The sequence below is a fragment of the Aeromonas sp. MR16 genome, from assembly GCF_022549315.1.
Classification (GTDB): Bacteria; Pseudomonadota; Gammaproteobacteria; order Enterobacterales; family Aeromonadaceae; genus Aeromonas; species Aeromonas aquatica.
Genome location: NZ_JAKZFK010000031.1, coordinates 12,702 through 37,315, shown reverse-complemented (window position 1 = coordinate 37,315; position 24,614 = coordinate 12,702). Strand labels below are relative to the sequence as shown.

The 24,614-nt window shown below is 58.9% G+C and carries 24 protein-coding genes and 3 tRNA genes; 14 read left to right on the top strand and 13 right to left on the bottom strand.

Annotated elements, in window-relative coordinates; genetic code table 11:
- Window positions 1-25: 25 nt before the first annotated feature.
- The 8 genes from uvrC (at window position 26) to MM194_RS18240 (ending at window position 6,317) form a co-directional block, all read left to right on the top strand.
- Window positions 26-1,876, top strand: a complete 1,851-nt coding sequence (gene uvrC / locus MM194_RS18275; protein ID WP_033131192.1) for an excinuclease ABC subunit UvrC — start codon at window positions 26-28, stop codon at window positions 1,874-1,876.
- A gap of 289 nt (window positions 1,877-2,165) precedes the next feature.
- Entirely contained in the window at window positions 2,166-2,720 is a 555-nt protein-coding gene (gene pgsA / locus MM194_RS18270; RefSeq protein ID WP_033131193.1) for a CDP-diacylglycerol--glycerol-3-phosphate 3-phosphatidyltransferase, read from the top strand.
- 181 nt (window positions 2,721-2,901) lie between these two features.
- A tRNA-Gly gene (locus MM194_RS18265) sits at window positions 2,902-2,977 on the top strand.
- Between the two features lie 35 nt (window positions 2,978-3,012).
- Window positions 3,013-3,086, top strand: a tRNA-Cys gene (locus MM194_RS18260).
- Between the two features lie 41 nt (window positions 3,087-3,127).
- Window positions 3,128-3,214, top strand: a tRNA-Leu gene (locus MM194_RS18255).
- Window positions 3,215-3,377: 163 nt separating this feature from the next.
- Window positions 3,378-4,001, top strand: a complete 624-nt coding sequence (locus MM194_RS18250; RefSeq protein ID WP_241344341.1) for a glutathione S-transferase — start codon at window positions 3,378-3,380, stop codon at window positions 3,999-4,001.
- A 1,048-nt stretch (window positions 4,002-5,049) separates the two neighbouring features.
- Complete coding sequence (locus tag MM194_RS18245; protein WP_033131195.1) at window positions 5,050-5,757, top strand: Ig-like domain-containing protein; 708 nt, start codon at window positions 5,050-5,052, stop codon at window positions 5,755-5,757.
- Between the two features lie 272 nt (window positions 5,758-6,029).
- Window positions 6,030-6,317: a putative quinol monooxygenase gene (locus MM194_RS18240; RefSeq protein ID WP_033131196.1), complete on the top strand. Its 288-nt coding sequence runs from the start codon at window positions 6,030-6,032 to the stop codon at window positions 6,315-6,317.
- A gap of 121 nt (window positions 6,318-6,438) precedes the next feature.
- Here MM194_RS18240 and MM194_RS18235 read toward each other — a convergent pair whose 3' ends face one another.
- The 4 genes from MM194_RS18235 to MM194_RS18220 form a co-directional block, all read right to left on the bottom strand.
- Window positions 6,439-6,687, bottom strand: a complete 249-nt coding sequence (locus MM194_RS18235; RefSeq protein ID WP_033131197.1) for a GlsB/YeaQ/YmgE family stress response membrane protein — start codon at window positions 6,685-6,687, stop codon at window positions 6,439-6,441.
- A 124-nt stretch (window positions 6,688-6,811) separates the two neighbouring features.
- Window positions 6,812-7,537, bottom strand: coding sequence for a UDP-2,3-diacylglucosamine diphosphatase (lpxH, locus tag MM194_RS18230; RefSeq protein WP_033131198.1), 726 nt, complete (start codon window positions 7,535-7,537; stop codon window positions 6,812-6,814).
- Window positions 7,534-8,232 carry a DUF4269 domain-containing protein gene (locus MM194_RS18225; protein ID WP_052101068.1) on the bottom strand — a complete coding sequence of 233 codons (699 nt, stop codon included), beginning with the start codon at window positions 8,230-8,232 and terminating at the stop codon, window positions 7,534-7,536. The genes lpxH and MM194_RS18225 overlap by 4 nt, the downstream gene beginning before the upstream one ends.
- Entirely contained in the window at window positions 8,222-8,719 is a 498-nt protein-coding gene (locus MM194_RS18220) for a peptidylprolyl isomerase (RefSeq protein WP_033131199.1), read from the bottom strand. The genes MM194_RS18225 and MM194_RS18220 overlap by 11 nt, the downstream gene beginning before the upstream one ends.
- Window positions 8,720-8,932: 213 nt before the next feature.
- On the opposite strand from MM194_RS18220, the gene cysS reads away from it, so the two are divergent.
- Window positions 8,933-10,309, top strand: a complete 1,377-nt coding sequence (gene cysS, locus MM194_RS18215; protein ID WP_241344340.1) for a cysteine--tRNA ligase — start codon at window positions 8,933-8,935, stop codon at window positions 10,307-10,309.
- A gap of 633 nt (window positions 10,310-10,942) precedes the next feature.
- Here the strand turns inward: cysS and MM194_RS18210 are convergent.
- The gene (locus MM194_RS18210; RefSeq protein WP_033131201.1) at window positions 10,943-12,472 is read right to left on the bottom strand and encodes an HD domain-containing protein; all 1,530 of its coding nucleotides are present in this window, start codon (window positions 12,470-12,472) and stop codon (window positions 10,943-10,945) included.
- Between the two features lie 191 nt (window positions 12,473-12,663).
- Window positions 12,664-13,284, bottom strand: coding sequence for a hypothetical protein (locus MM194_RS18205; protein ID WP_033131202.1), 621 nt, complete (start codon window positions 13,282-13,284; stop codon window positions 12,664-12,666).
- 1,363 nt (window positions 13,285-14,647) lie between these two features.
- Between MM194_RS18205 and MM194_RS18200 the strand changes: the two genes are divergently transcribed.
- Both MM194_RS18200 and MM194_RS18195 read left to right on the top strand, forming a co-directional pair.
- Window positions 14,648-15,664, top strand: coding sequence for a diguanylate cyclase (locus MM194_RS18200; RefSeq protein ID WP_033131232.1), 1,017 nt, complete (start codon window positions 14,648-14,650; stop codon window positions 15,662-15,664).
- Window positions 15,665-15,785: 121 nt separating this feature from the next.
- Window positions 15,786-16,073: a hypothetical protein gene (locus MM194_RS18195; RefSeq protein WP_241344339.1), complete on the top strand. Its 288-nt coding sequence runs from the start codon at window positions 15,786-15,788 to the stop codon at window positions 16,071-16,073.
- 146 nt (window positions 16,074-16,219) lie between these two features.
- Here the strand turns inward: MM194_RS18195 and MM194_RS18190 are convergent, their stop codons facing one another.
- The 7 genes from MM194_RS18190 to MM194_RS18160 all read right to left on the bottom strand — a co-directional run bounded on the left by MM194_RS18190 (window position 16,220) and on the right by MM194_RS18160 (window position 21,627).
- Window positions 16,220-16,495 carry a hypothetical protein gene (locus tag MM194_RS18190; protein WP_241344338.1) on the bottom strand — a complete coding sequence of 92 codons (276 nt, stop codon included), beginning with the start codon at window positions 16,493-16,495 and terminating at the stop codon, window positions 16,220-16,222.
- 295 nt (window positions 16,496-16,790) lie between these two features.
- Complete coding sequence (locus tag MM194_RS18185) at window positions 16,791-17,561, bottom strand: ABC transporter substrate-binding protein (RefSeq protein WP_241344337.1); 771 nt, start codon at window positions 17,559-17,561, stop codon at window positions 16,791-16,793.
- Between the two features lie 131 nt (window positions 17,562-17,692).
- Entirely contained in the window at window positions 17,693-18,193 is a 501-nt protein-coding gene (locus MM194_RS18180) for a GDYXXLXY domain-containing protein (protein WP_241344336.1), read from the bottom strand.
- Window positions 18,190-19,197 carry a DUF4401 domain-containing protein gene (locus tag MM194_RS18175; protein ID WP_241344335.1) on the bottom strand — a complete coding sequence of 336 codons (1,008 nt, stop codon included), beginning with the start codon at window positions 19,195-19,197 and terminating at the stop codon, window positions 18,190-18,192. Before MM194_RS18175 ends, MM194_RS18180 begins: the two co-directional genes overlap by 4 nt.
- Window positions 19,198-19,295: 98 nt before the next feature.
- Window positions 19,296-20,237, bottom strand: coding sequence for a DUF2157 domain-containing protein (locus MM194_RS18170; protein ID WP_033131208.1), 942 nt, complete (start codon window positions 20,235-20,237; stop codon window positions 19,296-19,298).
- Between the two features lie 248 nt (window positions 20,238-20,485).
- The gene (locus MM194_RS18165) at window positions 20,486-21,043 is read right to left on the bottom strand and encodes a TMEM165/GDT1 family protein (protein WP_033131209.1); all 558 of its coding nucleotides are present in this window, start codon (window positions 21,041-21,043) and stop codon (window positions 20,486-20,488) included.
- A 254-nt stretch (window positions 21,044-21,297) separates the two neighbouring features.
- On the bottom strand, window positions 21,298-21,627 hold the full coding sequence (locus MM194_RS18160) for a translation initiation factor (protein WP_033131210.1): 330 nt from the start codon (window positions 21,625-21,627) through the stop codon (window positions 21,298-21,300).
- Between the two features lie 119 nt (window positions 21,628-21,746).
- On the opposite strand from MM194_RS18160, the gene MM194_RS18155 reads away from it, so the two are divergent.
- From MM194_RS18155 to MM194_RS18145, 3 genes are read left to right on the top strand one after another with little or no spacing between them, the layout of a single operon-like run.
- Window positions 21,747-21,974, top strand: a complete 228-nt coding sequence (locus MM194_RS18155) for a FeoA family protein (protein ID WP_033131211.1) — start codon at window positions 21,747-21,749, stop codon at window positions 21,972-21,974.
- 49 nt (window positions 21,975-22,023) lie between these two features.
- The gene (feoB, locus tag MM194_RS18150) at window positions 22,024-24,294 is read left to right on the top strand and encodes a Fe(2+) transporter permease subunit FeoB (protein WP_241344334.1); all 2,271 of its coding nucleotides are present in this window, start codon (window positions 22,024-22,026) and stop codon (window positions 24,292-24,294) included.
- On the top strand, window positions 24,291-24,533 hold the full coding sequence (locus MM194_RS18145; protein ID WP_033131213.1) for a FeoC-like transcriptional regulator: 243 nt from the start codon (window positions 24,291-24,293) through the stop codon (window positions 24,531-24,533). Before feoB ends, MM194_RS18145 begins: the two co-directional genes overlap by 4 nt.
- The last annotated feature ends 81 nt before the right edge of the window (window positions 24,534-24,614 follow it).

Below are 24,614 nucleotides of genomic sequence, written 5' to 3'. Positions count from 1 at the left end.
ATCGATATCTATCGCGGAGATCATCATGACGACGTCTGAACCTCTCTTCGACAGCAAAGCCTTCCTCAGTGCCGTGACGAACCAGAGCGGCGTCTACCGCATGTACGACACCGGCGGCACCGTCATCTATGTGGGCAAGGCCAAGGATCTGAAGAAGCGGCTCGCCTCCTACTTTCGCACCAACGTGGACAGCATCAAGACCCGCACCCTGGTGCGCCAGATAGCCGACATCCAGGTGACGGTGACCCACACCGAGACCGAGGCGCTGATCCTCGAGCACAACCTCATCAAGCAGTACCAGCCGCGCTACAACGTGCTGCTGCGAGACGACAAGTCCTATCCCTGGATCATCATCACAGACCATCGCCATCCCCGCATCGGCGTCCACCGTGGTGCCCGAAAAATCAAAGGCGATTATTTCGGTCCTTACCCCTCCGGTGGTGCGGTGCGCGAGAGTCTGCACCTGATGCAGAAGATCTTCCCGGTGCGCCAGTGCGAGGACGCCGTTTATGCTAACCGCAGCCGCCCCTGCCTGCTCTATCAGCTCAAGCGCTGCGCCGGCCCCTGCGTGGCCGGGCTGGTGAGCGAGGCGGAGTATGCCCAGCAGGTGGAGCTGGCCAAGCTGTTCCTGGCGGGCAAGAACCAGCAGGTGATCAGTGAGCTGGTCGGCAAGATGGAGTCCGCCAGCGGCGATCTGCGCTTCGAGGAGGCGGCCCTCTACCGGGATCAGATCCAGGCCCTGCGCCGGGTCACAGAGCAGCAGTCGGTGAGCGGCAACGTGCTGGACGAGCTGGACGTGGTGGGGGTGGCCTTCGATCAGGGGACGGCGTGCATCCACGTGCTGTTTATCCGTCAGGGCAAGGTGCTGGGTTCGCGCAGCTACTTCCCCAAGGTGCCGGCGGATACGCCCCTCGATGAGGTGGTGCAATCCTTCCTGCTGCAGTTCTATCTGTCGGGGCAGGGGGGACGGCAGATCCCGAGCGAGGTGCTGCTGGACGTGGCGCTGGAGGATGAAGAGGTCATCGCCCAGACCCTGAGCCAGACCGCCGGTTACAAGGTGCGGGTACAGAGCCGCACCCGCAGTGAACGAGCGCGTTTTATCAAGCTCGCGACCATCAATGCCGAGACGGCGCTGCGCTCTCGCCTCGCGCACAAGAGCACCACCACAGCCCGTTTCACTCAGCTGGAAGAGCTGCTGGAGCTCGAAGCCCCCATCGCCCGCATGGAGTGTTTCGACATCTCCCACACCATGGGGGAGCGCACCGTCGCCTCCTGCGTGGTGTTCAACCGGGAGGGGCCGCTCTCGTCGGAATACCGCCGCTTCAACATCGACGGCATCACCGGCGGCGATGACTACGCCGCCATGGAGCAGGCGCTGGAGCGCCGCTTCGGCAAGCTGCAGGAGCCGGACAAGGTGCCGGACGTGCTGTTTATCGACGGCGGCCTCGGTCAGCTGCGCCGCGCCGAGGAGATCCTGGCCCGTCAGCTGGAGTTTCTTGGCGGCAAATACCCGCTGCTGGTGGGCATCGCCAAGGGGGTGACCCGCAAGGCGGGGCTGGAGACCCTGATCCTGGGGGACAGCCACGAAGAGCTGCACTTGCCGGCAGATATGCCCGCTTTACACCTTATTCAGCACATTCGTGACGAATCTCACCGTTTTGCCATCACAGGCCACCGGGCCCGTCGCGCCAAGGCCCGTACCACCAGTACCCTGGAAGATATCCCCGGGGTGGGCCCCAAGCGTCGTCAGGCCCTGCTCAAATATCTGGGCGGCCTGCAGGAGGTGAAGAAGGCCGGGGTGGACGAGCTTGCCAAGGTGCCCGGCATCAGCCAGGAGCTGGCCCAGTCCATTCACGACGCCCTGCACTCACTCTGAGCCCGGATAAGGGCCCGCTGTTCAGGAAAAGTGATATCCGGCATCAGCCAGGAGCTGGCGTGGCCCACGCCATCCACGATGCCCTGCACGCGCGATAGCGGTGTCAATTGAGGGGAAACTGACCCCACCGGCGTACAAGGGCCGTGACGCAGGGGGCCCGCCAATGCCATAATGACCGGCATCCTGAGGTTGTTGATGGATCCATAGACCAAGGCGGGCACCTGTCCGGTTGCATCGGTGATCGGCTTGGGGCTACCATGTAGCGGCATACAAGAAGTGGCTGAAAATAATGACAAATATTCCTAACCTGCTGACGTTTTTTCGGATTTTGCTCATCCCCGTCTTCGTCATCCTGTTCTATCTTCCCTATCAGTGGTCCTATGTGGCGGCTGCCATCGTCTTCATCCTGGCGGCAGCGACCGACTGGTTTGATGGCTATCTCGCCCGCAAGCTGAATCAGTCCACCGCCTTCGGTGCCTTCCTCGATCCGGTCGCCGACAAGATCATGGTGGCCGCAGCCCTGGTGGTCATCGTCGAGCACTACAACACCGTCTGGGTCACCATCCCTGCTATGACCATGATTGGCCGTGAGATCATCATCTCCGCCCTGCGCGAATGGATGGCCGAGCTTGGCAAGCGCTCCTCGGTGGCGGTCAGCTGGATCGGCAAGTGGAAGACCATGATCCAGATGGTGTCGCTCACCGGCCTCATCTGGCAATACGATATCTGGATGGTGTGGCTCGCCTACGTGCTGCTCTACGTGGCGACCGTGCTCACCTTCTGGTCCATGTTCCAGTACATGAAGGCCGCCTGGGGCGATCTGACCTATCACTCTCGCTTCTAGTTTGCATGAGTGCAAACCGCTGTTTCCCTGTCGTTGGGGCAGGGAAGCAGTCATGAGCGGCAAAAGTGCAGGATAAGGGTAAAAAACACCCGAACGATCAGCGTATTAAATGTTTTTGGTTGACTGAGCGAGGAACATCGCTAGAATGCGTCCTCGTAGTCAGGCAATCAGCCAGACCGATGCGGGAATAGCTCAGTTGGTAGAGCACGACCTTGCCAAGGTCGGGGTCGCGAGTTCGAGTCTCGTTTCCCGCTCCAAATTCAGACAATCGAGAGCCAACTCTCTTTTGCATGGCGCGTTAGCAAAGCGGTTATGCAGCGGATTGCAAATCCGTTTAGTCCGGTTCGACTCCGGAACGTGCCTCCATATTGACAAGCCCGCCCTGCGGACTTGATACCGATTGCGGTGCCCGAGTGGTGAAATCGGTAGACACAAGGGATTTAAAATCCCTCGCTTTTCGAGGCGTGCCGGTTCGATTCCGGCCTCGGGCACCATTAAAATCAAAGACTTATGAAGGCCACTAGCGATAGTGGCCTTTTTTGTTTTTGGCCAATGGCGACAGCTGTGACATCAGCCAGGAATGGCCTTCAAGATCTCCCTTGACCGGCGCATTGCCCTTCATGGAAGCTCAGCTCTTTCCCATGCAAGGACGAAGACATGTTACGGATATTGGGCAAGGCGTCGTCAATCAATGTGCGCAAGGTGTTGTGGGCCTGCGCCGAGATAGGTCTCCCGTTCGAACGGGAGGAGTGGGGGAGCGGTTTCCAATCCACCCAGAGCGCCGAATTTCTGGCGTTGAACCCGAACGCCATGGTGCCCGTGATCCAGGATGGCGACTTCACGCTGTGGGAGTCGAACACCATCATCCGTTATCTGGCGGCGCGCTATGGCGACGCTGCGCTTTATCCAACCGAAGCTCGAGCGAGGGCCATGGTCGATCAGTGGATCGATTGGCAAGCCTCGGACTTGAACAGTTCCTGGCGCTACGCCTTCATGGCGTTGGTCAGGCGTTCACCCTACCATCAGGACCCTGAGGCATTCGGCGCGGGCTGTGTGCAGTGGTCCAGACATATGCAGATCCTGGAGCAACGGCTCGCATCTACCGGCGCCTATGTGGCGGGGAGCGGCTTCTCGCTGGCAGACATTCCCATCGGTCTGTCGGTCAATCGCTGGTTCGAAACGCCATTTGATCGTCCGCCATTGCCGGCAGTGAGTGATTACTACCAGCGGTTGAGCCGTCGACCCGGTTTTCGCCTCTATGGGAACAATGGGACACCATAGGGTGAGTGGAGTGGAGTGGAGTGGGATGGGATGGGAGTGACAAGGCTACTTGCCAAGCTTTCCGGCCTCGATGCCGCCCGGAATATGCGGGGCGGCGACTGGTTGGGCAGTGAGCGCCGGCTCACTGCCGGCGCTCGTCTTACTCAGGTCGAGGGCACCGCGAAGATGCACTAGGGGGCTTCAGACGGATTGGTAAAGTAACTACCGCCACCACCACCCATGCCCCCGCCACTGCTTTTACCGCCAGCATTGCTTCCGTCATCTCCGGTCGGGGGAGGCGTGGTCCCCCCATTGGAGGCGCAACCGGCCAGCAAGAGTTGTATTCCTATCAGGCAAATTTTCCAGCTTTTCATGACCATGTCCTCTACTGCTTGCTTGTCCAGCGGCCGGGCCGGACAAATCGGTCGAACTGAACAAGGTAACGCTGAGTTTAGCCCAGCTACACCCCCCTCATGTATGAGGCGCTTCGGCCAAACACTGCCAATGAGTTCGGGTTGCCGATACCGAGCCGGAGGGGCGACCGAGCAAGACTGATCCCAATGCACCTCGGCTCCGCAAGCAGCTCGCCACCAAGGGCGAGGTACCATTTTCCCGCAGGCAATCCATCTGAGGCTACCCAGTCCAATATGGGCGGAAGATGCGGCTTGATAGAACAAAAAATACTCAATTTTTTGTTGCAGATCTGGCATGGCAAAGGGGGTCTCAATCGCTGCGATACATGCCTGCCCTTTCCCACACCATTCGCCGCCGCCTCAAGCAACCCAGATCCCATCGAATCAATCTCATAGCGTGCAACCCCGGTGGCGGGGTCAGGATCGCGCACGAGAAAGGGGGGATCAGGCTGGCAAGGCGACTATCGGAAGGTAGTAGCCGAGCGGGGCTATGGCCCTTGGATGGCCTCGTTTTTGGCGCCGTCTCTTGCGCGCAGAGCGGCAGAAGCTGACGTACGCTTGACGCTTTATCACAAAAGGAACCGCCCGCTTGAACATCAACGACGTCAGATCAGACAGGGAAAAATTGAACGAACACCAACTTCAAGGAATCCATCATGAGTGTGCTCAATATGAGATATGTGCTCCTCAGCACAATGGCGCTGCTGCTAGGCAGTTGTGACACCGAAACCATGGTGCCCGTGCCCAGTGGGAGCGGGGGAGGTAATGGCCCGGGCGCAAGGCAGATCACCAATCTGCAAGTCACCCCCTCAGAGAGCCGTATCCCGGCAGGATTGCAACAGCAGTTTATTGCAAAGGTCACTCTGGATGATGGCTCCATAACAGATGCCACCCATGACGTGATCCTTCAGTGGAGCAGCAGTGATGCCAGCATCGTCACCGTCGATGCCACTGGTCGTGCGACCGCTGTCGGGGCCGGGATAGCCAGCGTCAACGCCACTGGGACCGAGAACGGCAAGGTATTTGAGGCAAGCGCCCGGTTGGAGGTGACGGATGCCGTTGTCACCGATCTGGCCCTCACCCCAACGACCGCCTCCAGCATGCCGCCCTCGGCGTCGCAACCTATCGTCATCACCGTTTTTGTCGCCAACGCGACACTCTCTGATGGCAGCATTCTCGACCTGACCAACAACCCGGCCCTGAACTGGAGCAGCAGTGATGTGGCGGTCGCCACCGTCAGCAACTCTGCCAGCAGTAAAGGAGCGGCGACCGCCGCCGGGGCGGGTACCACCACTATCACCGCGACCGGGATACTCAATGGGCAGAACTTCAGTGCAACCGCAGACTTGACCGTGACCCCGTGACTGGCGTCGTGGTAACGGGTAGTACCTTACCAGTGTGACCATGACGGCAGAGCACCGGCTCTGCCACCTCTTTCCCCCCAATTCTCTTCGTTTCACTTCACATTGCGAGCCCAACCGGGTCAGGTCGTGCGCCTTTGGGGGGCGCGCCATTGATCGCCTGTCTGATCATGATGAATCGGCCCGGCTGCCAGCACACCAGCGCTCGCTTCGTGCGGCGGGCTGGGCTAGAGTCGGCCTCCTGGATTGTCGTCAGGCTGAACAAGAGGTCATTCATGCTGAAAGTCATCGCGCAGGATTTCATCAAGCGGGATCGCATCGAGGAGGTCATGCCCCTGTATCGGGAGCTGGTGGAGAAGACCAGGGCAGAGCCGCTGTGCCTCTCTTATGAACTGTGCATCGATCAGAAAGATCCCGGGCACTTCGTGTTTGTGGAGGAGTGGCCCGACAGGGCGGCCCTGGATGCGCACTGCGCCACCGAGCATTTCCAGCGGCTGGTGCCATTGATCGATCTGCATCAACGGCAGCCCGGCACTTATCTGCTGATGGATGCGTTCGCCTGATGCGGCACTGACAGTGTCATCAGGCTGGAAGCGCGCCCATAAAAAATCCGAAACCCAAGGTTTCGGATCCTGGCCCACCGGGGGACACACAGTTTGTACTAGCAGGGAGGCAGTCGGTCGTTTAAGTGCGCACCTTGTTGTAGATAAACAGTACGATCAAGGCGCCGACGGTAGCGATAAGAATACTCGGCAGATTGAAGCCGGTGATGGTGCCCATGCCTAGCAGGGTGCTGACATAGCCACCCACCATGGCGCCGATCACACCCAGGATCACCGTCATGAAGAAACCACCACCATCCTTGCCCGGCATGATCCATTTGGCCAAGATGCCGACGATCAATCCCAATACAACCCAAGTAATAAATCCCATAACATCATCCTCGCTGTGTGAAGAGATTTAGAGTATACGCAGCGGATTGGATTGCATCCCGTCCAGGGACAGGGTTGGTCATAAATCGTCATATGAGAACCTAAGCCCCCTATGATACCCCTGCTCAGGGGAGCGTGCGGGTCTCCAGCCGTTGTCCTGCCGGCGAGCAGATCAAGACGGAGCCCTGCTCGAACCAATCTCCCAGTACGATGCGCCGCGCCGGTTTGCCGTCCAGCTTGAAATCGTGGATGGCGGGTCTGTGGGTATGGCCGTGGATGATGGTCCGGCAGCCGTGTTGGTGCAGCATCTCGTCCACCGCCGCCGGGGTGACATCCATGATGAACTGCTGCTTGCTGGCATTCTCCATCTGGCTTTTGCCGCGCATCTTGCCGGCGATGCGCTGGCGGCGACCGAGGGGCAGGCGCAGGAACAGCCAGCGCAGCCATGTCAGCTGGGTGATGCGGCGAAACTTCTGATAGTCGACATCCTGGGTGCAGAGCAGATCGCCGTGGCTGAGCAACACCCGCTCGCCGTAGAGCTCGATGATGCAGGGATCGCCGAGCAGGGTCATGCCCGCGCGCCTGGCAAACTGCCGGCCCAGCAGGAAGTCGCGGTTGCCGTGGATGAAGTAGATGGGCACCCCTTGCTGGCTCAGCGCGAGGAAGGCGTCCGCCACCTCCTGGTGGAGCGGGTTGGGATCGTCATCGCCAATCCAGAATTCGAACAAATCCCCCAGCACATAGAGCGCATCGGCGCCCGGGGCGTCCTGTTCCAGAAAGTGCACCAGGGCGGCCGTCATATCGGGCCTCGCCTGGCTTAGGTGAATGTCACTGATAAAGAGGGTGCTCATGAGATCCTGGGCATCGGGAGGTTGTCCTCGAAACGGGGGACATGGGTAAGGGGAGAAGATTGCCAGATGAGCCGCTCCAGATCGACCCTTTCCAGGGCCAACAGCGCCTGATAAGGGTCGCCGGGCAGCCCCAGCAGCTGGCAGATGGCCGCCTCTCCCTTGAGCCCTTGCTCGAGGCGAAGGTGCAGCACAGCCCGATAAAACGCCCAGCCGAAGTGTTCCAGCAAGGCCGCCATCAGGCTGAGGTGGCGCCAGCCGTTGCGCGTATGGATGGGGAAGGGAGTGACATAGAGCTCGACGGGCCAGACTCGGTCATCGGGGCCGGTCAGCTCGTGCTCCAGCAACCATACCCGCTCCCCCTTGTCGCTTGCCTGCCAGCCCTGGCGGGCAAGCAGGGCGGCCAGGGCGGCGGGATCCCTGTGCTGGCAGAGGATATCGAGATCGCTGCCCGGTCTGTCGAGCCCGATGGCAACCGTGCTCACCAGTGCCAGATCCTGGCAGAGGAGCAGCAGCTCATCCCACAGACCGGCGCCGAGGAGGGCATGGGCCGAACGCTGGCGCTCGTTGCCGAGCGCCAGATAGTCGAGACGGCGCCAGTTCTGGGCCAAGGGCGAAGGAGCGCCCCGCGCAGATGGAAAAACTGCGGCCGGGGCCGCAGTTTCATCGCTACGCAGCAGACAACAATCAGTCGGCAAGGGTGACCTTGGTGATGACGACGTTCTCAACCGGTACATCCTGGTGCATACGGCCGGAGTTACCGGTCTTGACGCCCTTGATCTTGTTGACCACGTCCATGCCGGCGGTCACTTCGCCGAACACGCAGTAGCCGAAGCCCTGGGTGGTCGGGGACTTGAAGTCGAGGAAATCGTTGTTGTTCACGTTGATGAAGAACTGGGCGCTGGCAGAGTGCGGCTCGGAGGTGCGGGCCATGGCGATGGTGCCAATCTTGTTGGACAGGCCGTTGGCCGCCTCGTTCTTGATGGGAGCGCGAGTCTCTTTCTCTTCGAAGCCGGGAGCATAACCGCCGCCCTGGATCATGAAGCCGTCGATGACGCGGTGGAAGATGGTGTTGTCATAGTGACCGTCACGGCAGTATTGCAGGAAGTTGGCCACGGTTTCCGGGGCTTTTTCCGCATTCAGGGTCAGGGTGATGTCGCCGTGGTTGGTGTGCAGAGTAACCATGATATGTCCTTTCAAATGTTGCGCGAGCACGAAGCCGGCTCGCGGCTGTTGCATGGGTTGTGGCATAAAGTGGTGGCAATTCTAGCCCAACAAGGCCGCCCGGCATAGGGCTGACATGGCGTGAACGCCAGATCCGGCGCGTTTGCGCCTCGTTTTCTCCACCGGATGCGGTTAGAATGTCAGACCATTTTACTCACAGGCAGTGGTCATAAGATGCTGAAGATCTACAACACACTCACTCGTCAAAAAGAAGAATTCAAACCTATCCACCCGGGCAAGGTGGGCATGTATGTGTGTGGGGTCACCATCTACGATCACTGTCATATCGGGCACGGTCGCACCTTCGTCGCCTTCGACGTGGTGGCCCGTTACCTGCGCTACAGCGGCTATGAGCTGAACTACGTGCGCAACGTCACCGACGTGGACGACAAGATCATCAAGCGCGCCGCCGAAACCCGGGTCACCTGTGACGATCTGACCGAACGGCTGATCGGCGACATGCACGCCGACTTCGATGCCCTCGGCATGGTGCGTCCGGACATCGAGCCCCGCGCCACCCAGCACATCCATGAAATCATCGATCTGGTCGAGACCCTGATCGCCAAGGATCATGCCTACGTGGCGGATAACGGTGACGTCATGTTCATCGTCGAGTCCTTCGCCGACTACGGCAAGCTGTCCGGTCAGGATCTGGAACAGCTGCAGGCCGGTGCCCGGGTCGACGTGGTGGATGCCAAGCGCAACCCGCTCGACTTCGTGCTGTGGAAGATGTCCAAGCCCGGCGAGCCGACCTGGGACAGCCCCTGGGGCCCGGGTCGCCCCGGCTGGCACATCGAGTGCTCCGCCATGAACTCCAAGCACCTTGGCAACCACTTCGACATCCACGGCGGCGGCTCGGATCTGCAGTTCCCGCACCACGAGAACGAAATCGCCCAGTCCTGCTGCGCCCACGGTGGCGACTACGTCAACACCTGGATGCACAGCGGCATGGTGATGGTGGACAAAGAGAAGATGTCCAAGTCCCTCGGCAACTTCTTCACCATCCGCGACGTCTTGGCTCATTACGATGCCGAGAGCGTGCGCTACTTCCTGATGTCCGGCCACTACCGCAGCCAGCTCAACTACTCGGAAGACAACCTGAAACAGGCCCGCGCCGCCCTGGAGCGGATGTATACCGCCCTGCGCGACCTGCCTGCGGCCCCCGCCGCCGGTGGCGAAGAGCAGGTGGCCCGCTTCAAGGAGGCCATGGACGACGACTTCAACACCCCGGAAGCCTACTCCGCCCTGTTCGACCTGGTGCGCGAGATCAACCGCCAGAAGGCCGAAGATCTGACCGTGGCCGCGGGCCTCGGTGCCCGCCTGCGCGAACTCGGCGCCGTGCTAGGCATTCTGCAGCAGGATCCGGACGCCTTCCTCAAGGGCAATGACGCCGATGAAGAAGTGGCCGAGATCGAGCAACTGATCGCCCAGCGCAACCAGGCCCGTGCAGACAAGAACTGGGCCGCCGCCGACGCCGCCCGCAACCGTCTCACCGAGATGGGAATCGTGCTGGAAGACAGCGCCGGCAAAACCAGCTGGCGCCGTGCCTAAGACCGGTTGCCCTGTTGGAGCCAACAGGTTGACCCAATAAAAAACCGCAGCCCTAGGGCTGCGGTTTTTGTTTGTGGTCTGCCGGAGGGCTGACACGTTCCCTCTCTCCTGATTGGCATGGCTTCGCCATGCAGGACGCGAGGGCCTTGCCCTCGAAGGGGTTTCGCCCGCCCTTCGGGCTGGGGCGAGTGACTTTGGAAAGACCCGCTCTCTTTGGCAAATAACACCAAAAGTCTTTTCCCCCGGCAAACCGCCCGCTTCGCGGGTTCCCTCGCCTCGTCCAACGGGTCGGACGGAGCGCCGCACACGGCACTTTGGCCTACGCCATAACCTCCCTGTTCTCGCGCCAAATCGGGGTCGAGCAGTGCTCGCCCTGATCCGCTTTGGCCCCTGCCGGCTGCGGCTGCGCCATCATCCCTGATGGCGCTCCTGACCCGTTGAACTCGACTCGGCGGTTTGCAGGGGGAACCAATACCGTGGCCGCCCGTGATACCAGTTTTAATATTGACAGCCTATCCCACCGCAAGGAAATTGAAGTGCATGGTACTGGCTAAATAACGTTCTGGTTTGGGTGCGGACTGTTTGGCAGATAGAAATTAATAACCGCATCCCTTGGGCTGCGGTCTTTATATGCTATAAATCGAAATATTCATGTGCAATATTATTCTTCAGCATTTCAATCTCTGATATTAAATCATTCGATATATAACTTTCGTATTCTTTACATATAAATATTCTAATTAAATATTTAATTGACTGATATTTGTCGAGTTTGTCACCACTTTCGGATAGCTTTTTAATATCATAGCTTCCATGTAAATTTTTCCTTAGAAGTTTTATTTCTGTCTTATCTATATCTTTAAATGCATTGTCAGTCATTATGTCTATAGCGAACTTATATTTAGGGACAGTCTTGGAAATTAATTCAAGTAAATCACATTTGAGTTTTGATACGAATTCTTTCTTTGTGAGGTCTGTTATTTTTAAGTTTTTTGGGTATATTTTAGATTCGTATTTTTTTGACCAAGGGTTTCTGTTTATGATGTCGTTGAGTATTTTTTTGCCAAGATCATGGTATTTACTTTCCTCAACGAAGCTTGGCAGTTGTTCATTTAAAAAAAAGTCATCTGAATTATCTAGATAAAAGGCCTCTAGTTGTTCCAACTTACTCTCTGGGTTAGCCGCATCTGGTTCCTCAAGTTTAAATAGGCTCAAAGTCTCTCCAGATGTACTTTCTTTTGATATTTCACAAACATTTCCTAACATTGCTGAAAATGCTCTATTTGTTTTGTGGTAATAAACTTGCCCAAATAGACTTGATCTGGCATTTATAAACTCAACAATAGAGTCAATCCCACTTTCTTTATATGCCAAAAACACTTGATTATTATCGATAACAGGCACAATAGACATAAAGAGCCTGTTGTAATCATAGATACCACATTTCACACCGGAAAAATAACTGTCCCTTAGAAGATAATCCATTCGGTCAGCATCAATAGGGCAGGATGATATTATAGATGTAAATAGGGGAAGGATGTCTAAGCTTTTATCACCAAAATTTACTGTCATTCTATTATTTTTATATTTGCTCTCGATAATACTTATGACATTGTCAATGTCTATTGAATTGCGTAATTCATCATTCAAGCTATTATAAATAATTTTTATGAAGATCGCAGACATATGCTCATGGTCAATGGTGGCACCATTGGAAATCATCTTGAAAATATCACTAAAGTCCTGTCCAAGATGTTCTGATAAATCCTCTTTTTTGCACATAAATGAATCAAATTGATGAGACATAGGACCATGGCCAAGATCATGTAATAGAGCTGCCAATCTCAGTTCCCGAATATTACTTAAAGGAAGGTGCTCAATATTATTAAAAATTCTACCATCACTATATTTATTTTGATATCTATATGAATTTAAATTTAAATTCTTTAATATTTCATATGATAGATGCATAACGCCGAGAGAGTGTTCAAACCTACTATGCATTGCTGAGGGAAAAACTTTATATAAAAAAGTATTCTGCTTTATATTTCTTAGCCTCTGAAATAGGGGGTGATTAATGAATTTTATTTCCAATTCACTTAAGCGGATTATACCATGAATTGGGTCTAATATCTTACCAAGTAATTCTTTATCAAATTGCATTTATAAGTCCCTTTATTTTCATCGTGGGTTGGAAATGTGAGTAATGTTAATGTTGTTGGTTAATGAAAATGTTTTCTGTTAAGATCAACGTTTATATGAAGTTACATGCAAAAAATTAATAATTGGTGTGGGTTTATTAAACGTTATGTCTATCAAGCTAGATGTTGATTGTTTTTTTAAGAGAAGTGGCATTAATCCATGGCATTTATTTTTTGTATTAGTTTTTTCACTCGATTGGCAGACATTATTGGAAATGTTTGAGTGAGCATGAATAATGCTGTGGTGATAAAAATAAACCCTAGTCCTATTTGTGAAAATAGCTCTATCCATGTAATAGATCTATCTGTTGGCAATACCATGAAAAATAACCCTGCAAATATCAGAGCAATTCCAAACAGTAGATTGAAGACGAATAATGCATATTCAATAAAACTAATTTCTATGACGACCCTTTTGTTTTTATAAAAAATATGAGGCAGCCCTCTTTTAAAGTGAGCAAACGATATCTCTCCATGGCTTTTCTTATGTAGATTAATTAATGATTCTCGCATTTCTTTTTCTAATCGCATTCCGGTAGTTATTTTGAAATGCTCTGCAGCAAGTTCATTTTCTAAATGAGACTTAGTCGAACCTACGATTTGAGGACATTGTATAGCGGCTTCTAGCTTTATTATTCTAGCTTTCTGTCTCTCCTCAAAGAAACTAAATAGAGTTCGCAAATTAAAAATAATCGCAACGGCTACGACTGTTAAAGCTACCCATACATTACCTTTTTCTACAGCCTCAATAAGTTTGTTAACAATATCGCTCATGTAGTTGAATCCATTATAAAGCTAAAGTGATTAAAATTTTATTCACATATAAGGTTGAGTTAGGAGGAATATTCACTATTTTTCCCTTGGTATATGTGAGAGCAGCATTCTGCTGTGCTCACACGTTACTTTTTAACCTATGCAATCAAGTTGATGTGACTTGCTGTATAGATATGACAAAATTGCTTTGCTATGAGGTGGACTAAGGGAAAATTCAGAGATAATTATTCTCCCATTCATTGCCCTAAATATACAACAGACGGTTGTTAACTAACCTCGGGGTTACGGGTTGGTTCTGGCCCCCTGTTGTTCGCCGAGGTGAGCCCGTTTGTCCAGGCCGCGAGGCAGGATGCCGAGCGAGCGCCGCTGGGCCAGGGGCCAAACCGGAATTGGACGAGCAACGCTCGGCCCGGTTTGGCGCAAGGACAAGGATGTCCGCAGCGGACTTTGACCGACGCCAAGGATGGTGGAGGTCAAAGCCCATCGGCGCGTGCCGTGGGACAAACGGGTGAACCGAGGGAACCCGACGAAGGAGGGCGAACAAGTGGGGGAGAAGACTTTTGGTGACTTTGGGTCTTTCCAAAGTCACTCGCCAAGCCGCGTAGCGGCGGCGAAACCCCGTCGAGGGCAGCGCCCTCGTGTCCTGCATGGCGAAGCCGTGCCATTGAGACGTGGGGCGGCATTCGTCAGGCAATGCCGCTACCCACCCCTCACCCCACCCCTCACCCTAACCCTCTCCCGCAAGGGGAGAGGGGATGGTTACCGTGGTGCAATGCGCTGTGCTTATTGCACCCTACGCCTCTCCCGTTGGGGGGAGGGGACTGTTACCGCGGACGATTACGCTTCGCTAATCGACCCTACTCGACCCTACTGGCGAAGCCATGCCAAATAAGGTTGGTAACCCCTCACCCTAACCCTCTCCCCCAAGGGACGAAGGGATCAAACCGAAAGCCCGAGACGCTAACGGATTGCACTGGTCGAGGACAAGGTCCTCGCATCTTGCCGAGGCGCGGGATGCCGGGCTGGCATCCGCCAAGGACGCTACCGCCTGACTGTGGCTGCCAGAGTGCGTCGTGGACGATCGTCAGGGAAGGGGGCCAACGGGCACCCGTTACCATCCTACGGAGCCAGCTTGACCCGATCCATGAAATTAGTGATGCAAGCATCAGAAATGAATGAATATTTGCGCTGGCTCAACATTGTGGCCGCGAGCGAGTCAGATTGCCGGGAAAAGTCATGGCGGCGGGGCGGCCAAAGCGTGAAAAGGCCCGGATTTCTCCGGCCCGGACCCTCGCCCTGCTTGTGGGGGAGTGCCCCCCTTGGTTATGGTGTGCGGGTTTTACATGCAAGCTGGGAGATGTGCATGGACAAGATATTGCAGGCCCTGTCGGAGCGGGTCACGCAGGCGCGGGATCTGGAGAGCCTGACGCGGCCGCTGCTGGAGATGCTGGAGGCGGTGACCGGGCTGGAGTCGACCTATCTCACCGAGATAGACCTCGGGGAGGGCAAACAGAGCGTCCGCTATGCCCGCAACGCGGCAGAGCTGCAGATCCCGGAGGGGATCACGGTGGACTGGAGCGATACCCTGTGTCGGCGGGCGATCGATGAGGGGCGCATCTATACCGACAACGTCGCCGACTGCTGGAGTGATTCGGATGCGGCCAGGGACCTGGGCATTCGCACCTATCTGAGCAGCCCGGTGCGCACCCCTTCTGGCTCGCTCTATGGCACCCTGTGTGGCGCCAGCGCAGGACAAAAGCCTCTGGTGGCGGGCTCCGAGCACCTGATCGCCTTCTTTGCCCGGCTGATCGCCGAGCATGTGGAGCGGGAGCAGTTGCTGCAGCAGTTGCAGCAGGCCAATCACGAGCTGTCGCGCCAGGCGCTGTGCGATCCCCTGACCGGGTTGCCCAATCGGCGGGCCCTGATGCACGAACTCACCCGGTTGTTCTCCCTGTCGGAGCGTGCCGGGCACCCCGTGCTCATCGCCTTCATCGATCTTGATGGCTTCAAGGCCATCAACGATACCCACGGCCATGACGCCGGCGATCTGCTGCTGCAAGCCGTGGCGCGGCAACTGGTGGCGGCCCTGCGTAGCGGCGATCTGCTGGCGCGGGTCGGCGGGGATGAGTTCGTCGCCGTGGGCATGGGGCCTTTCCACGGCGATGACACTGTCGATGCCGCCGTGCACTGTTTCCAGCGCCGGCTGTTCGAGCACAGCGTGGTCCAGCTGCCGTTGACGCCCGAGGGCTTCTATTACCCCGGCGCCAGCGTGGGGGTGGTGGCGGTCGATCCTGTGCACACCAGCATCGATGACGCCCTGCGCCAGGCCGATGCGAGCATGTATGAGATCAAGCGCCAGCGCCGCGCACTGGCCTCCTGAGACGGCTCCGTTGATAGTTTGGCGGGGCGCGCACGGCACGGCGGCGTGAATGCCCGGATTGCCGCTTTTTCGCCATCGATGTTAGGATGCTTGCCCCCACATCAACCCGGATCACTTCGCCATGGCAAACCGGTTTATCAGCAGTTATCGCGCGCTGGCGTCAAAAGCGGCCGCGCTCTTTGCCGAGCTCTCGGAGTTTCAGCAGCGCATCTGGGTGGTCAGCATCGTCAATGAGGCCTACACCGACACCTTCATCGTCAACGAGGGCGGCTTCGAGGAGCCCATGCAGTGGATGATCCGCAAGGGATACGATGCGGGCATGGTGCAGCAGGTGGACCAGATGCGGCGCTCGCAGGCTATTCAGCTCGAGCTGGGCAGCGCCAGCCATCGGCTGATGCGGGTCAAATAACGGCCCCGCTTCCCCCGACTCCTCGCCGTTTGCCTGAAAAAGCCCCCGAGCGGCGCTTCTGGGGCGAGGGAGGGTAACAATCCACCCTTACCCTATGGCATTTTATATGCCATTCCCACGCAGCAGTGGTGTTTCCATCTGCCTCGTCATGATTTTTCTGTGGTTCTCTCCGGTTTTTGCGCCCCCGAATAGATGCAAATGGCGGAGTTGTAGCCGTTGTAGGCCACGGCGTAGTGGAAGTCGCAGAAATAGGCCGGGTGCTTGGTGGCCACGGTATCGCCGGCCTTGCATTGCTCCTGCATGCCTTCGACCAGCGAGTCGTTGTCGGCCCCCAGACATGCCTTGCCGGTGGTCTTGTCGCCACATCCCCCTAGCAGGGCGCAGAGGGCGATCCCGGCTAACAGCTTCCATTGATGGTTCATCGTTGATCCTGACTGTGTGAACTGACGGGCAGGCGGCCTGTCTCGCCGCGCCGGGTTGCGGCCGCGTGCTGGGTCTTTGCCTGAGCAGGCGGCAGATAGCGCGCCTATCTTACGGAGCCAATGCGGTCCAATCCACCCCCCATAGCTGCTGCAAGTGCCTAAATTGCATGGTTTTATAGGCGATCTCAGGGGGCGGCGGAACATGGGGTGGGGAAGCGGGGAGCCGGCACGTTGGTGCAGAGTCCGGGTATCGGGGTGAGCGGCAACAAGGAAGAGCCTGTTGCCGGTGAGGCGATTAGGGCGCCGGGAAGTACTTGTGCTGGAGCCGCTGGAACGCCTCGCTGGCCAGCACCTGGGTGAGGCCGCGCTGAAACTCCTTGACCAGCTCATCATCGACCGGGTGGCTGAAGGCGAAGCAGAATTGCTCCGAGCTCAGCACCCAGGCCACCTTGAACTGGGCGGGATCCAGCTGCTGGGCCTTGATGAGTTCCTGCAGCGGGGTCTTGTTGCTGGAGAGCAGATCGACCCGGCCCGAGGTGAGCATCCGCAGGGCCTGGGAGAGGCGGTTGGCGGCCATGATCTTCTGCTCATCGAAGCCGCCGTTGAGCAAGAGCTGCTCCCCCACGTCGGTGCGCACGGCGCCGATGTTGTAGCGCTGGGCATCCTCCAGCTTGCCGAGCTGGATGTTGCGCGCAGCCAGCCCCATCAGCACTATCTCGGCATAGCCGATGGGGCAGGCCCACTTGAACAGGGGATCCCGCGCCTCGGTGCGGGCGGTGGAGAAGAGCACGACGTTGGGTTTCTGGGTCAGCAGGTAGTAGCCCCGGGCCCAGGGCAGCATGCTGATCTCTTGCGGCGGGGTGTCTGTCTTCTGCCACACCAGTTGCAGCAACTCGACGGCCAGGCCGCTGGGCTTGCCGTCTTCGCCGGTGAAGTTATAGGGTCTGTACTCTTCGGTGAGGTAGTGCAACTGGCCGAGTGCCGGGCTGGCCTGGGCCCTGCCTGACCCGCCCCAGGAGGCGGCGGTGAGGGCGGCGACTGTGACCAAGGGTATCCATCTTCTCATCCCGACCATCCTGAGGCTGTGTGCGCACCTCAAGTGTAGTCAGGCCGTTCAGACCGCCGCCCGAACGGCCTGAACGGCGCCAGCCCCGCGAGGGGGCTGGCGCACCGAATCGATGTGGGGTGAGGGGGCGGCTACCAGGCCGCCCGGATATGGCCTATGGGCTTGAACTCCTCGTCGCGCAAGCCGACCAGCAGGGTCTTGCCATCGGCCTGCAACCTGAACTCGCCATAGCGGGCCGCCTCGAACTGCTCACCGGTTCCTTCCTCGAAGAAGTAAGCATCCGGCCCTATCTGCCACTGGCCATCCTGGCGGCGGGCCTGCAACAGGCGCTGATCTGCCTCGAGTGCCTGCGCCTTGCCGTCAGTCACCCAGTGCGCGACCTGATGCTCATCGAGCCGGATCACCAGGATGTCGGTCGCGGGGGCCGCGTCTTGCGTCAGGCTACCCAGCTGGCGGGCGAGCTCGTAGTTGAGGCGCATGTAGTCCCCCTGCATCAGGGAGCGGGGATCGACGGGGGCGAGGCGCAGCAGCACCACCTCGCCGCTGCTCATGGCGCGCTCGAAACGCCAGACGCTGAAGTTGATGCCCGCCAGGATGGCGAGGCCGGTCAACACAAGGGCGAGGCGTCTCATGATGGGATCTCCTTGCTGAGGATTTTCAACAACTGGCGGGCGCCGAGCAGCAGGGCCCCCGAGCCCAGCAGCAGCCAGGATTTGGTCATCAGGGTCAGCCCCAGATCGTAGTAGTAGAGGGAGCCGAAGCCGAGCAGCAGCAGGCCCGCCAGTGTCATCAGCCCGAGACTCCCGGCATAGAAACCGAGCACCAGCACCAGGGCGCCGGCCCCCATGCCGGGAATGATGGCGCTGATCAGCACCAGCGGCAGGCCATAGAGCAACGGCAGTTTCAATTTCACCATGACCCCGAGCAACAGGGCCGCGCACAGCACGGGGTTGAGCCAGAGCGGCAGGCGGGAGCGCCCCAGCTCGTCGAGCACGCTGCCACCGCTCTCCCACAGCGGATGGTGCAGGCGGCCCAGCACCAGCAGGGAGAGGGCCAGCCCCAGGGTGAGGGATTCATAGAGCTGATGGCGACTGGGCCGGCGCTCGGCCAGCAGCCAGCAGGCGGTGAGCGCCGCCATCACCAGCGGCAGGGCCAGCAGTTGCAGGCCGAGGCAGGCCAGCCCCAGGGTGAGCAGCAGGGCGGCGGCGAAGCTGTGAAACAGCCGGATCAGCCAGTGTTCGAACAGGGCGGCGATGCCTGACGAGAGCAGACAGAGACCGAGCCAGAGGGGGGCTGAGTGCAGATCGATCCTGTCGATCAGGCCATAGAGCAGCCAGGCATCGGCGGCCAGCGCCAGCGCCAGCACGAACTGATCCCAGAGATCGTTGCGTTTGGCCTGGCGGTTGAGGCCGAGGGCGGCAACCATCAGCAGGCCGCCCATGGCGAGGGCGTGGTTGGCCTCCCGGATGACACCCTCGAAGGCCATGAACAGGAAGAACAGCAGGAAGAGGGCGGCTATCCAGCCCACCATGCCGAGCAGGAAGCGGCTCGACCAGTGGGGTTGATCGTCGAGCGGCGTCTCGCCTTCGACCAGATCCGCGGCCAGCAGCCGCTGCCAGGGAGTCAGCTCAGACATGGGACCTCCGTTGCTGTTGCAGCCAGCGGCTGGCGACGACAGTGATGAGAGTACGATGGCGATAAAGGCCAGCCATCGTGGTCTGCCAATGGGTCAGATTACACATGATGTTGCCTCCGTTGCTGCTGCAGCCAGCGACTGGCCAGGACCGAGAGGCCGATGGCGATAAGGCTCAGCAGCAGGAAACCGTTCACGTCCGGCTCCATCCACTTGCCAAGCGCCGCCAGGGTGACGGCGATAAGGCTCAGGCACCCCATGGCGAGCCCGGCGATGAATCTGTGGTGCCAGCGCAGATAGGCGGCGGCGAGCCAGCCGATCCAGGCGGGCCAGACCCAGGGGGAGGCGGCATCGAACAGTGCCAGCAGGGCGAGCAAGGTGACACCGAGCCCGGCCGCCAGCCCCGCCAGCCAGGAGGGCATCAGCCTGACGCGGGCGGGCACCAGCAGCAGCGCGCCCCAGAGCGCGGCGTTGAACAGGGTCAGGCACCAGCCGAGGGCCTGCTCATCGAACGCAAAGAAGAAGCCGAACAGGCCGAGCCGCCAGTAGAGCACCAGCGCCAGCTGGCCGAGCAGCCAGCTCAGGGTCCAGAGCAGTGGGCTCATGCCGAGCGCCGCCAGGGGCAACAGCAGCAGGGCCCAGGTGGCGAACAGCTGCCAGGGATCGGCGCCGGTCTGATAGGTCTGGCCCACCAGCGCCAGCAGGGCACCGATATTGAGGGCGATGGCCAGCAGCAGGGCCTGGCGAGGGGTGTCCGTCATGGGTTTGCGCCACAGCAGCACCAGCATGGCGAGCAGGGGCAGCTCCAGCAGGGCGAGGCGGGAGAGGCGGCCGAGCTCCTGCCAGTTGAAGGCGACGAAGAAGACTAGGCCGGCGCCCAGACACAGGCTGCCGAGCCAGAGCAGCAGCCTGTCGAACAGCCACTGCCAGCGCGCGCTTGCGGGGGGAAGGCCCATCAGCGCCAGGGCGGCCGGCAGGTTTGCCGGTGCGAGGCGGCCGCGTCTGACCCAGTCGAGCAGGGTCTGTCTTGAGGTGAGGTGCATGGCGAGGCTCCCAAGTGCCTGTCTGTACTTGTGTTTGTCGCATTATGGCACGGTGCGGCGGCCCGGGGCAGACCCCGACCGGGTGGATGCGACAGTGGCCAGGTTGCGGGGAGAGCGGCATGGGCGGCCAGGGAGGCACAGCAGGGAGGCACAAAAAAGCCCCGATCTGGGATCGGGGCTTGATGTGATTGGCGCGCTGGCGGGGTAAGTCAGTGCTCACGCTGACCTCCCTACCTTATGGGGCCAACTCAGACGAAGAGCAGGGTACTGACGCCGAGCCCCACGAAGAGCACGGCGCAGGCGATGCGGATCCCCTTGAGGGGCAGCTTGTCGGCGCCGAGCTTGCCGAGCAGCACCACGGGCACGTTCGCCAGCATCATGCCGAGGGTGGTACCGGCGATGACCTGAGTGAGGGAGTCGTACTTGGCCGCCAGCAGCACAGTGGCTATCTGGGTCTTGTCCCCGATCTCGGCGATGAAGAACAGCACGAAGGTGGCCATGAAGGGGCCGTACTTGTCGAGGGAACTCTTCTCATCGTCCATCTTGTCCGGCACCAGGATCCAGACCGCCATGGCGATGAAGGCCGCCGCCACCAGGTAGGTCATCACCTTGGGATCCAGCCAGTTGCTGATGAACCCGCCTATCCAGGCGGCACCCGCGTGGTTGAGCAGGGTCGCCGCCAGCATGCCGGCAATGATGGGCCAGGGTTTTCGAAAACGACAGATGAGCAGCAACGCCAGCAGCTGGGTCTTGTCGCCGATTTCGGCGATGGCCACGCTCAGGGTTGAGGTTAACAAGGCTTCCATAAAAAATAACCGGGGGACGGAATTGTTATACCTATGACAAGCCTGCGCCATCCGTCCCCGGTATTGGCACTGGCCCGTCAAAGGTCTTGTCAAATCCGGCATTGCCCGGATCATCCTGACCATGGTGAGTTGGCACCAAGTATGTTGATCAGGATCGCGCGTCGGCGTTGGCTAAAAGCGGAACCGGCGGCGAGACTACTCCCCCTCGATGGGAGCGGGCATTCTAGGGAAAAAGCCGAAAGGAGACAAGCAGATCAGCCGCCCACCAGCTTGACGCTGAAGCCGGCCTTCTCCAGTTCGGCCTTGATCAGGTCCCTTTTGTCCCCCTGGATCTCGATGATCCCGTCTTTCAGACCACCGCCGGTACCGCATTTCTTCTTGAGCAGGGTCGCCAGTGTTTTCTGCTGATCTGCCGGCACCCCGTGGATGGTGATGACACCGGCGCCCTTGCGGCCCTTGGTCTCGCGGCGAATGCGCACCACCCCATCGGTGGGGAAGGGGGAGGCGGGTTGGGCGCTGGTGGATTCCTTGATCATGCCGCCGTCCGTGCTATAGACCAGGCGGCTGTTGTTGTCTGGGGTCATGGTAAATCTTTGTGAGTTAGCTGAGCGGAGTTTGATTTTACGCAAATAAAAGTTGGGGGCACAGCTTATAATTCCCCGACTAAAAGCGAATTATTCTTGTTTAACTTCAGGAGTCAGTCATGGTTCTCACACAGTTGTCGCCGGGGCAGAGTGCTCGCATCAAGAACATGAACCAGTTGACGCGCCCGCTACGACGCAAGCTGATGGTGATGGGCCTGCTGCCTCAGACTGAAGTTATCTATCTGCGCACGGCACCGCTCGGTGATCCGCTCCAGATCCAGTGCCAGGGTATCTGTCTCTCCATGCAAAAGAGCCTGGCGCAGCAAATCGAGGTGGAAGTGTTATGAACCCCTTTCAACAGCAGAGCCTGGTACAACGAGTCGAGGTCAAACCGGTATGAGCTACAACCTGGTTACCGTCGGCAATCCCAATAGCGGCAAGACCTCGCTGTTCAACGCCCTGACCGGTGCCCGCCAGCAGGTGGGCAACTGGAGCGGGGTCACCGTCGACAAGAAGATGGGGGAATTTTCCGCCGGGGGTCACGACTATCAGCTGATGGACCTGCCCGGCATCTATGCCCTGGCCAATCAGGAGGCGAGCCTCGACGAGCAGATCGCCAGCCGCTTCGTACAGGGCCAGCAGCCGGACTTGCTGCTCAACGTCATCGACGCCGCCAATCTGGAGCGCTCCCTCTACCTGACCCTGCAACTGCGTGAGCTGGGCCTGCCCATGGTGGTGGTGCTCAACAAGATCGATCTGCTGCAAAAACGCCGGATCACCATAGACGAGACCCTGCTCGCCCAGGCGCTGGGTTGCCCCGTGGTGTCGCTGTCGGCTCACAATCGCCAGCAGGTGGCGGCCTTCAAGGCGCAGATCCAGCAGTTCATCGGCAAGCCCCAGTCCGCGCTGGTGCTCGACTACGGCCAGCCGCTGGAAGCCGACATCGCCGAGCTTGAGACCCTGCTCGCCCCCCATCATCTGGCCGCCCGTGGTCGTGCCCTGCGCCTGCTGGAAGAAGACATCGCCATGCAGGAGACCCTGCAGGCCGGTCAGCAAGCCGCGGCCAGCAACCTGGTGCAGCGTGCCCACAATGCTCAGGACATCGATCTGCAACTGGCAGATCTGCGCTACGGCCATATCCATCACTGGGCCCAGCAGGCGTGCCGGCAACAGGGCAAGCTCACCGTCGCCCAGAGCGAGTGGCTGGACAAGGCGCTGCTCAACCGCTGGATTGGCATCCCCTTCTTCCTGTTGGTGATGTACCTGATGTTCATGTTCGCCATCAAGGTGGGCAGCGCCTTCATCGATTTCTTCGACATCATGGGGGGCGCCCTGTTCGTGGACGGGATCCACCATCTGCTGGGGCTGGTTGATGCGCCGGACTGGCTGGGGGCCGTGCTGGCGGACGGCATCGGCGCCGGTCTGCAGACGGTAGCGACCTTCATCCCCGTGGTGGGCTGCCTGTTCCTGTTCCTCGCCGTGCTGGAGAGCTCCGGCTATCTGTCGAGAGCCGCCTTCGTGGTGGATGCCCTGATGCGTCGCCTCGGTCTGCCCGGCAAGGCCTTCGTACCCATGCTGATGGGCTTTGGCTGCACGGTGCCCGCCGTGATGGCGACCCGCACCCTCAACTCGGAGCGCGAGCGGCTGATGACCTCGGCCATGGCGCCCTTCATGTCCTGCGGCGCCCGTCTGCCGGTCTATGCCCTGTTCGCGGTGGCCTTCTTCCCCGAATCCGGCCAGAACCTGGTGTTCGGCCTCTATCTCTTCGGCATCCTGGTGGCTGTGCTCACCGGTCTGTTCCTGCGCAGCACCCTGCTGCCGGGCAAGAGCGAGTCCATGGTGATGGAGATGCCGGACTACGAGTGGCCCCGTCCGGTGGACGTGGGGATCCGCACCTGGCAAAAACTCAAGGCCTTCATCTTCGGCGCCGGCAAGACCATAGTGCTGATGGTGGCCGTGCTGAGCGTGCTCAATTCCCTCGGCACCGACGGCAGCTTCGGCAACCAGGATCAGGAGGACTCGGTGCTGAGCAAGCTCAGCCAGACGGTGACCCCGGTACTGCATCCCATCGGCATACGGGAAGAGAACTGGCAGGCGACGGTCGGCATCCTGACCGGCATCTTTGCCAAGGAGGCCGTGGTAGCCACCCTCAACAGCCTCTACGCCGGCAACACCGGGGATGAGGAAGAGAGTGAATACTCCCTGCTGGGCAGCCTGCAGGAGGCGCTCGCCACCATCCCCGCCAACCTGGCCGACATCGATCCGAGCGATCCCATGGGGCTCAAGGTGGGTGAGCTGGAAGACCAGCAAGCCGCCGCGCAGGCGCAAGAGGTCGACACCTCCACCTACGGCAACATGCAGACCCACTTCGACGGCATGGCCGGGGCCTTTGCCTACCTGCTGTTCGTGCTGCTCTACATGCCCTGTGCCGCCGCCATGGGCGCCCTGGTGCGGGAAACCGGTCGTCAGTGGGCCCTGTTCACCGCCGCCTGGTGCAACTACACGGCCTTCCTGTGCGCCACCGTCTTCTATCAGCTGGCCACCTTTGCCGCCCACCCCGAGCAGAGCCTGCTGTGGGTCGCGAGCTATGGCCTCTCTCTGGTGCTGCTCTGGTGGTTCGGCCGTCGTCACGGTGACATAGTCGCGCGCAAGGTGGTGGCACTATGATCTTGCGGGAACTGGGTGACTACCTCGCCGTACAGCAGAGGGTGAGCCGGCGGGAGCTGGCTCGCCACTTCCACACCTCGGAGGATGCGGTGGAGGCCATGCTCGGGGTCTGGATGCGCAAGGGCCGCGTCGCCAAGCGGGAGACCCAGGTGTGTGGCGGCAGTTGCTGCGGCAAGAGCCAGGAGGTGATGTTCGAGTGGTGCGAACCCGGCCAGATAGGCCTGATCCAGCGGTGCTGATTTCCGTGTATCAGCGCGCTTCATCAGTAAAAAAGGACCCGCCGATGGCGGGTCCTTTTTGTTTTCGTGCCGTGCCCGGAG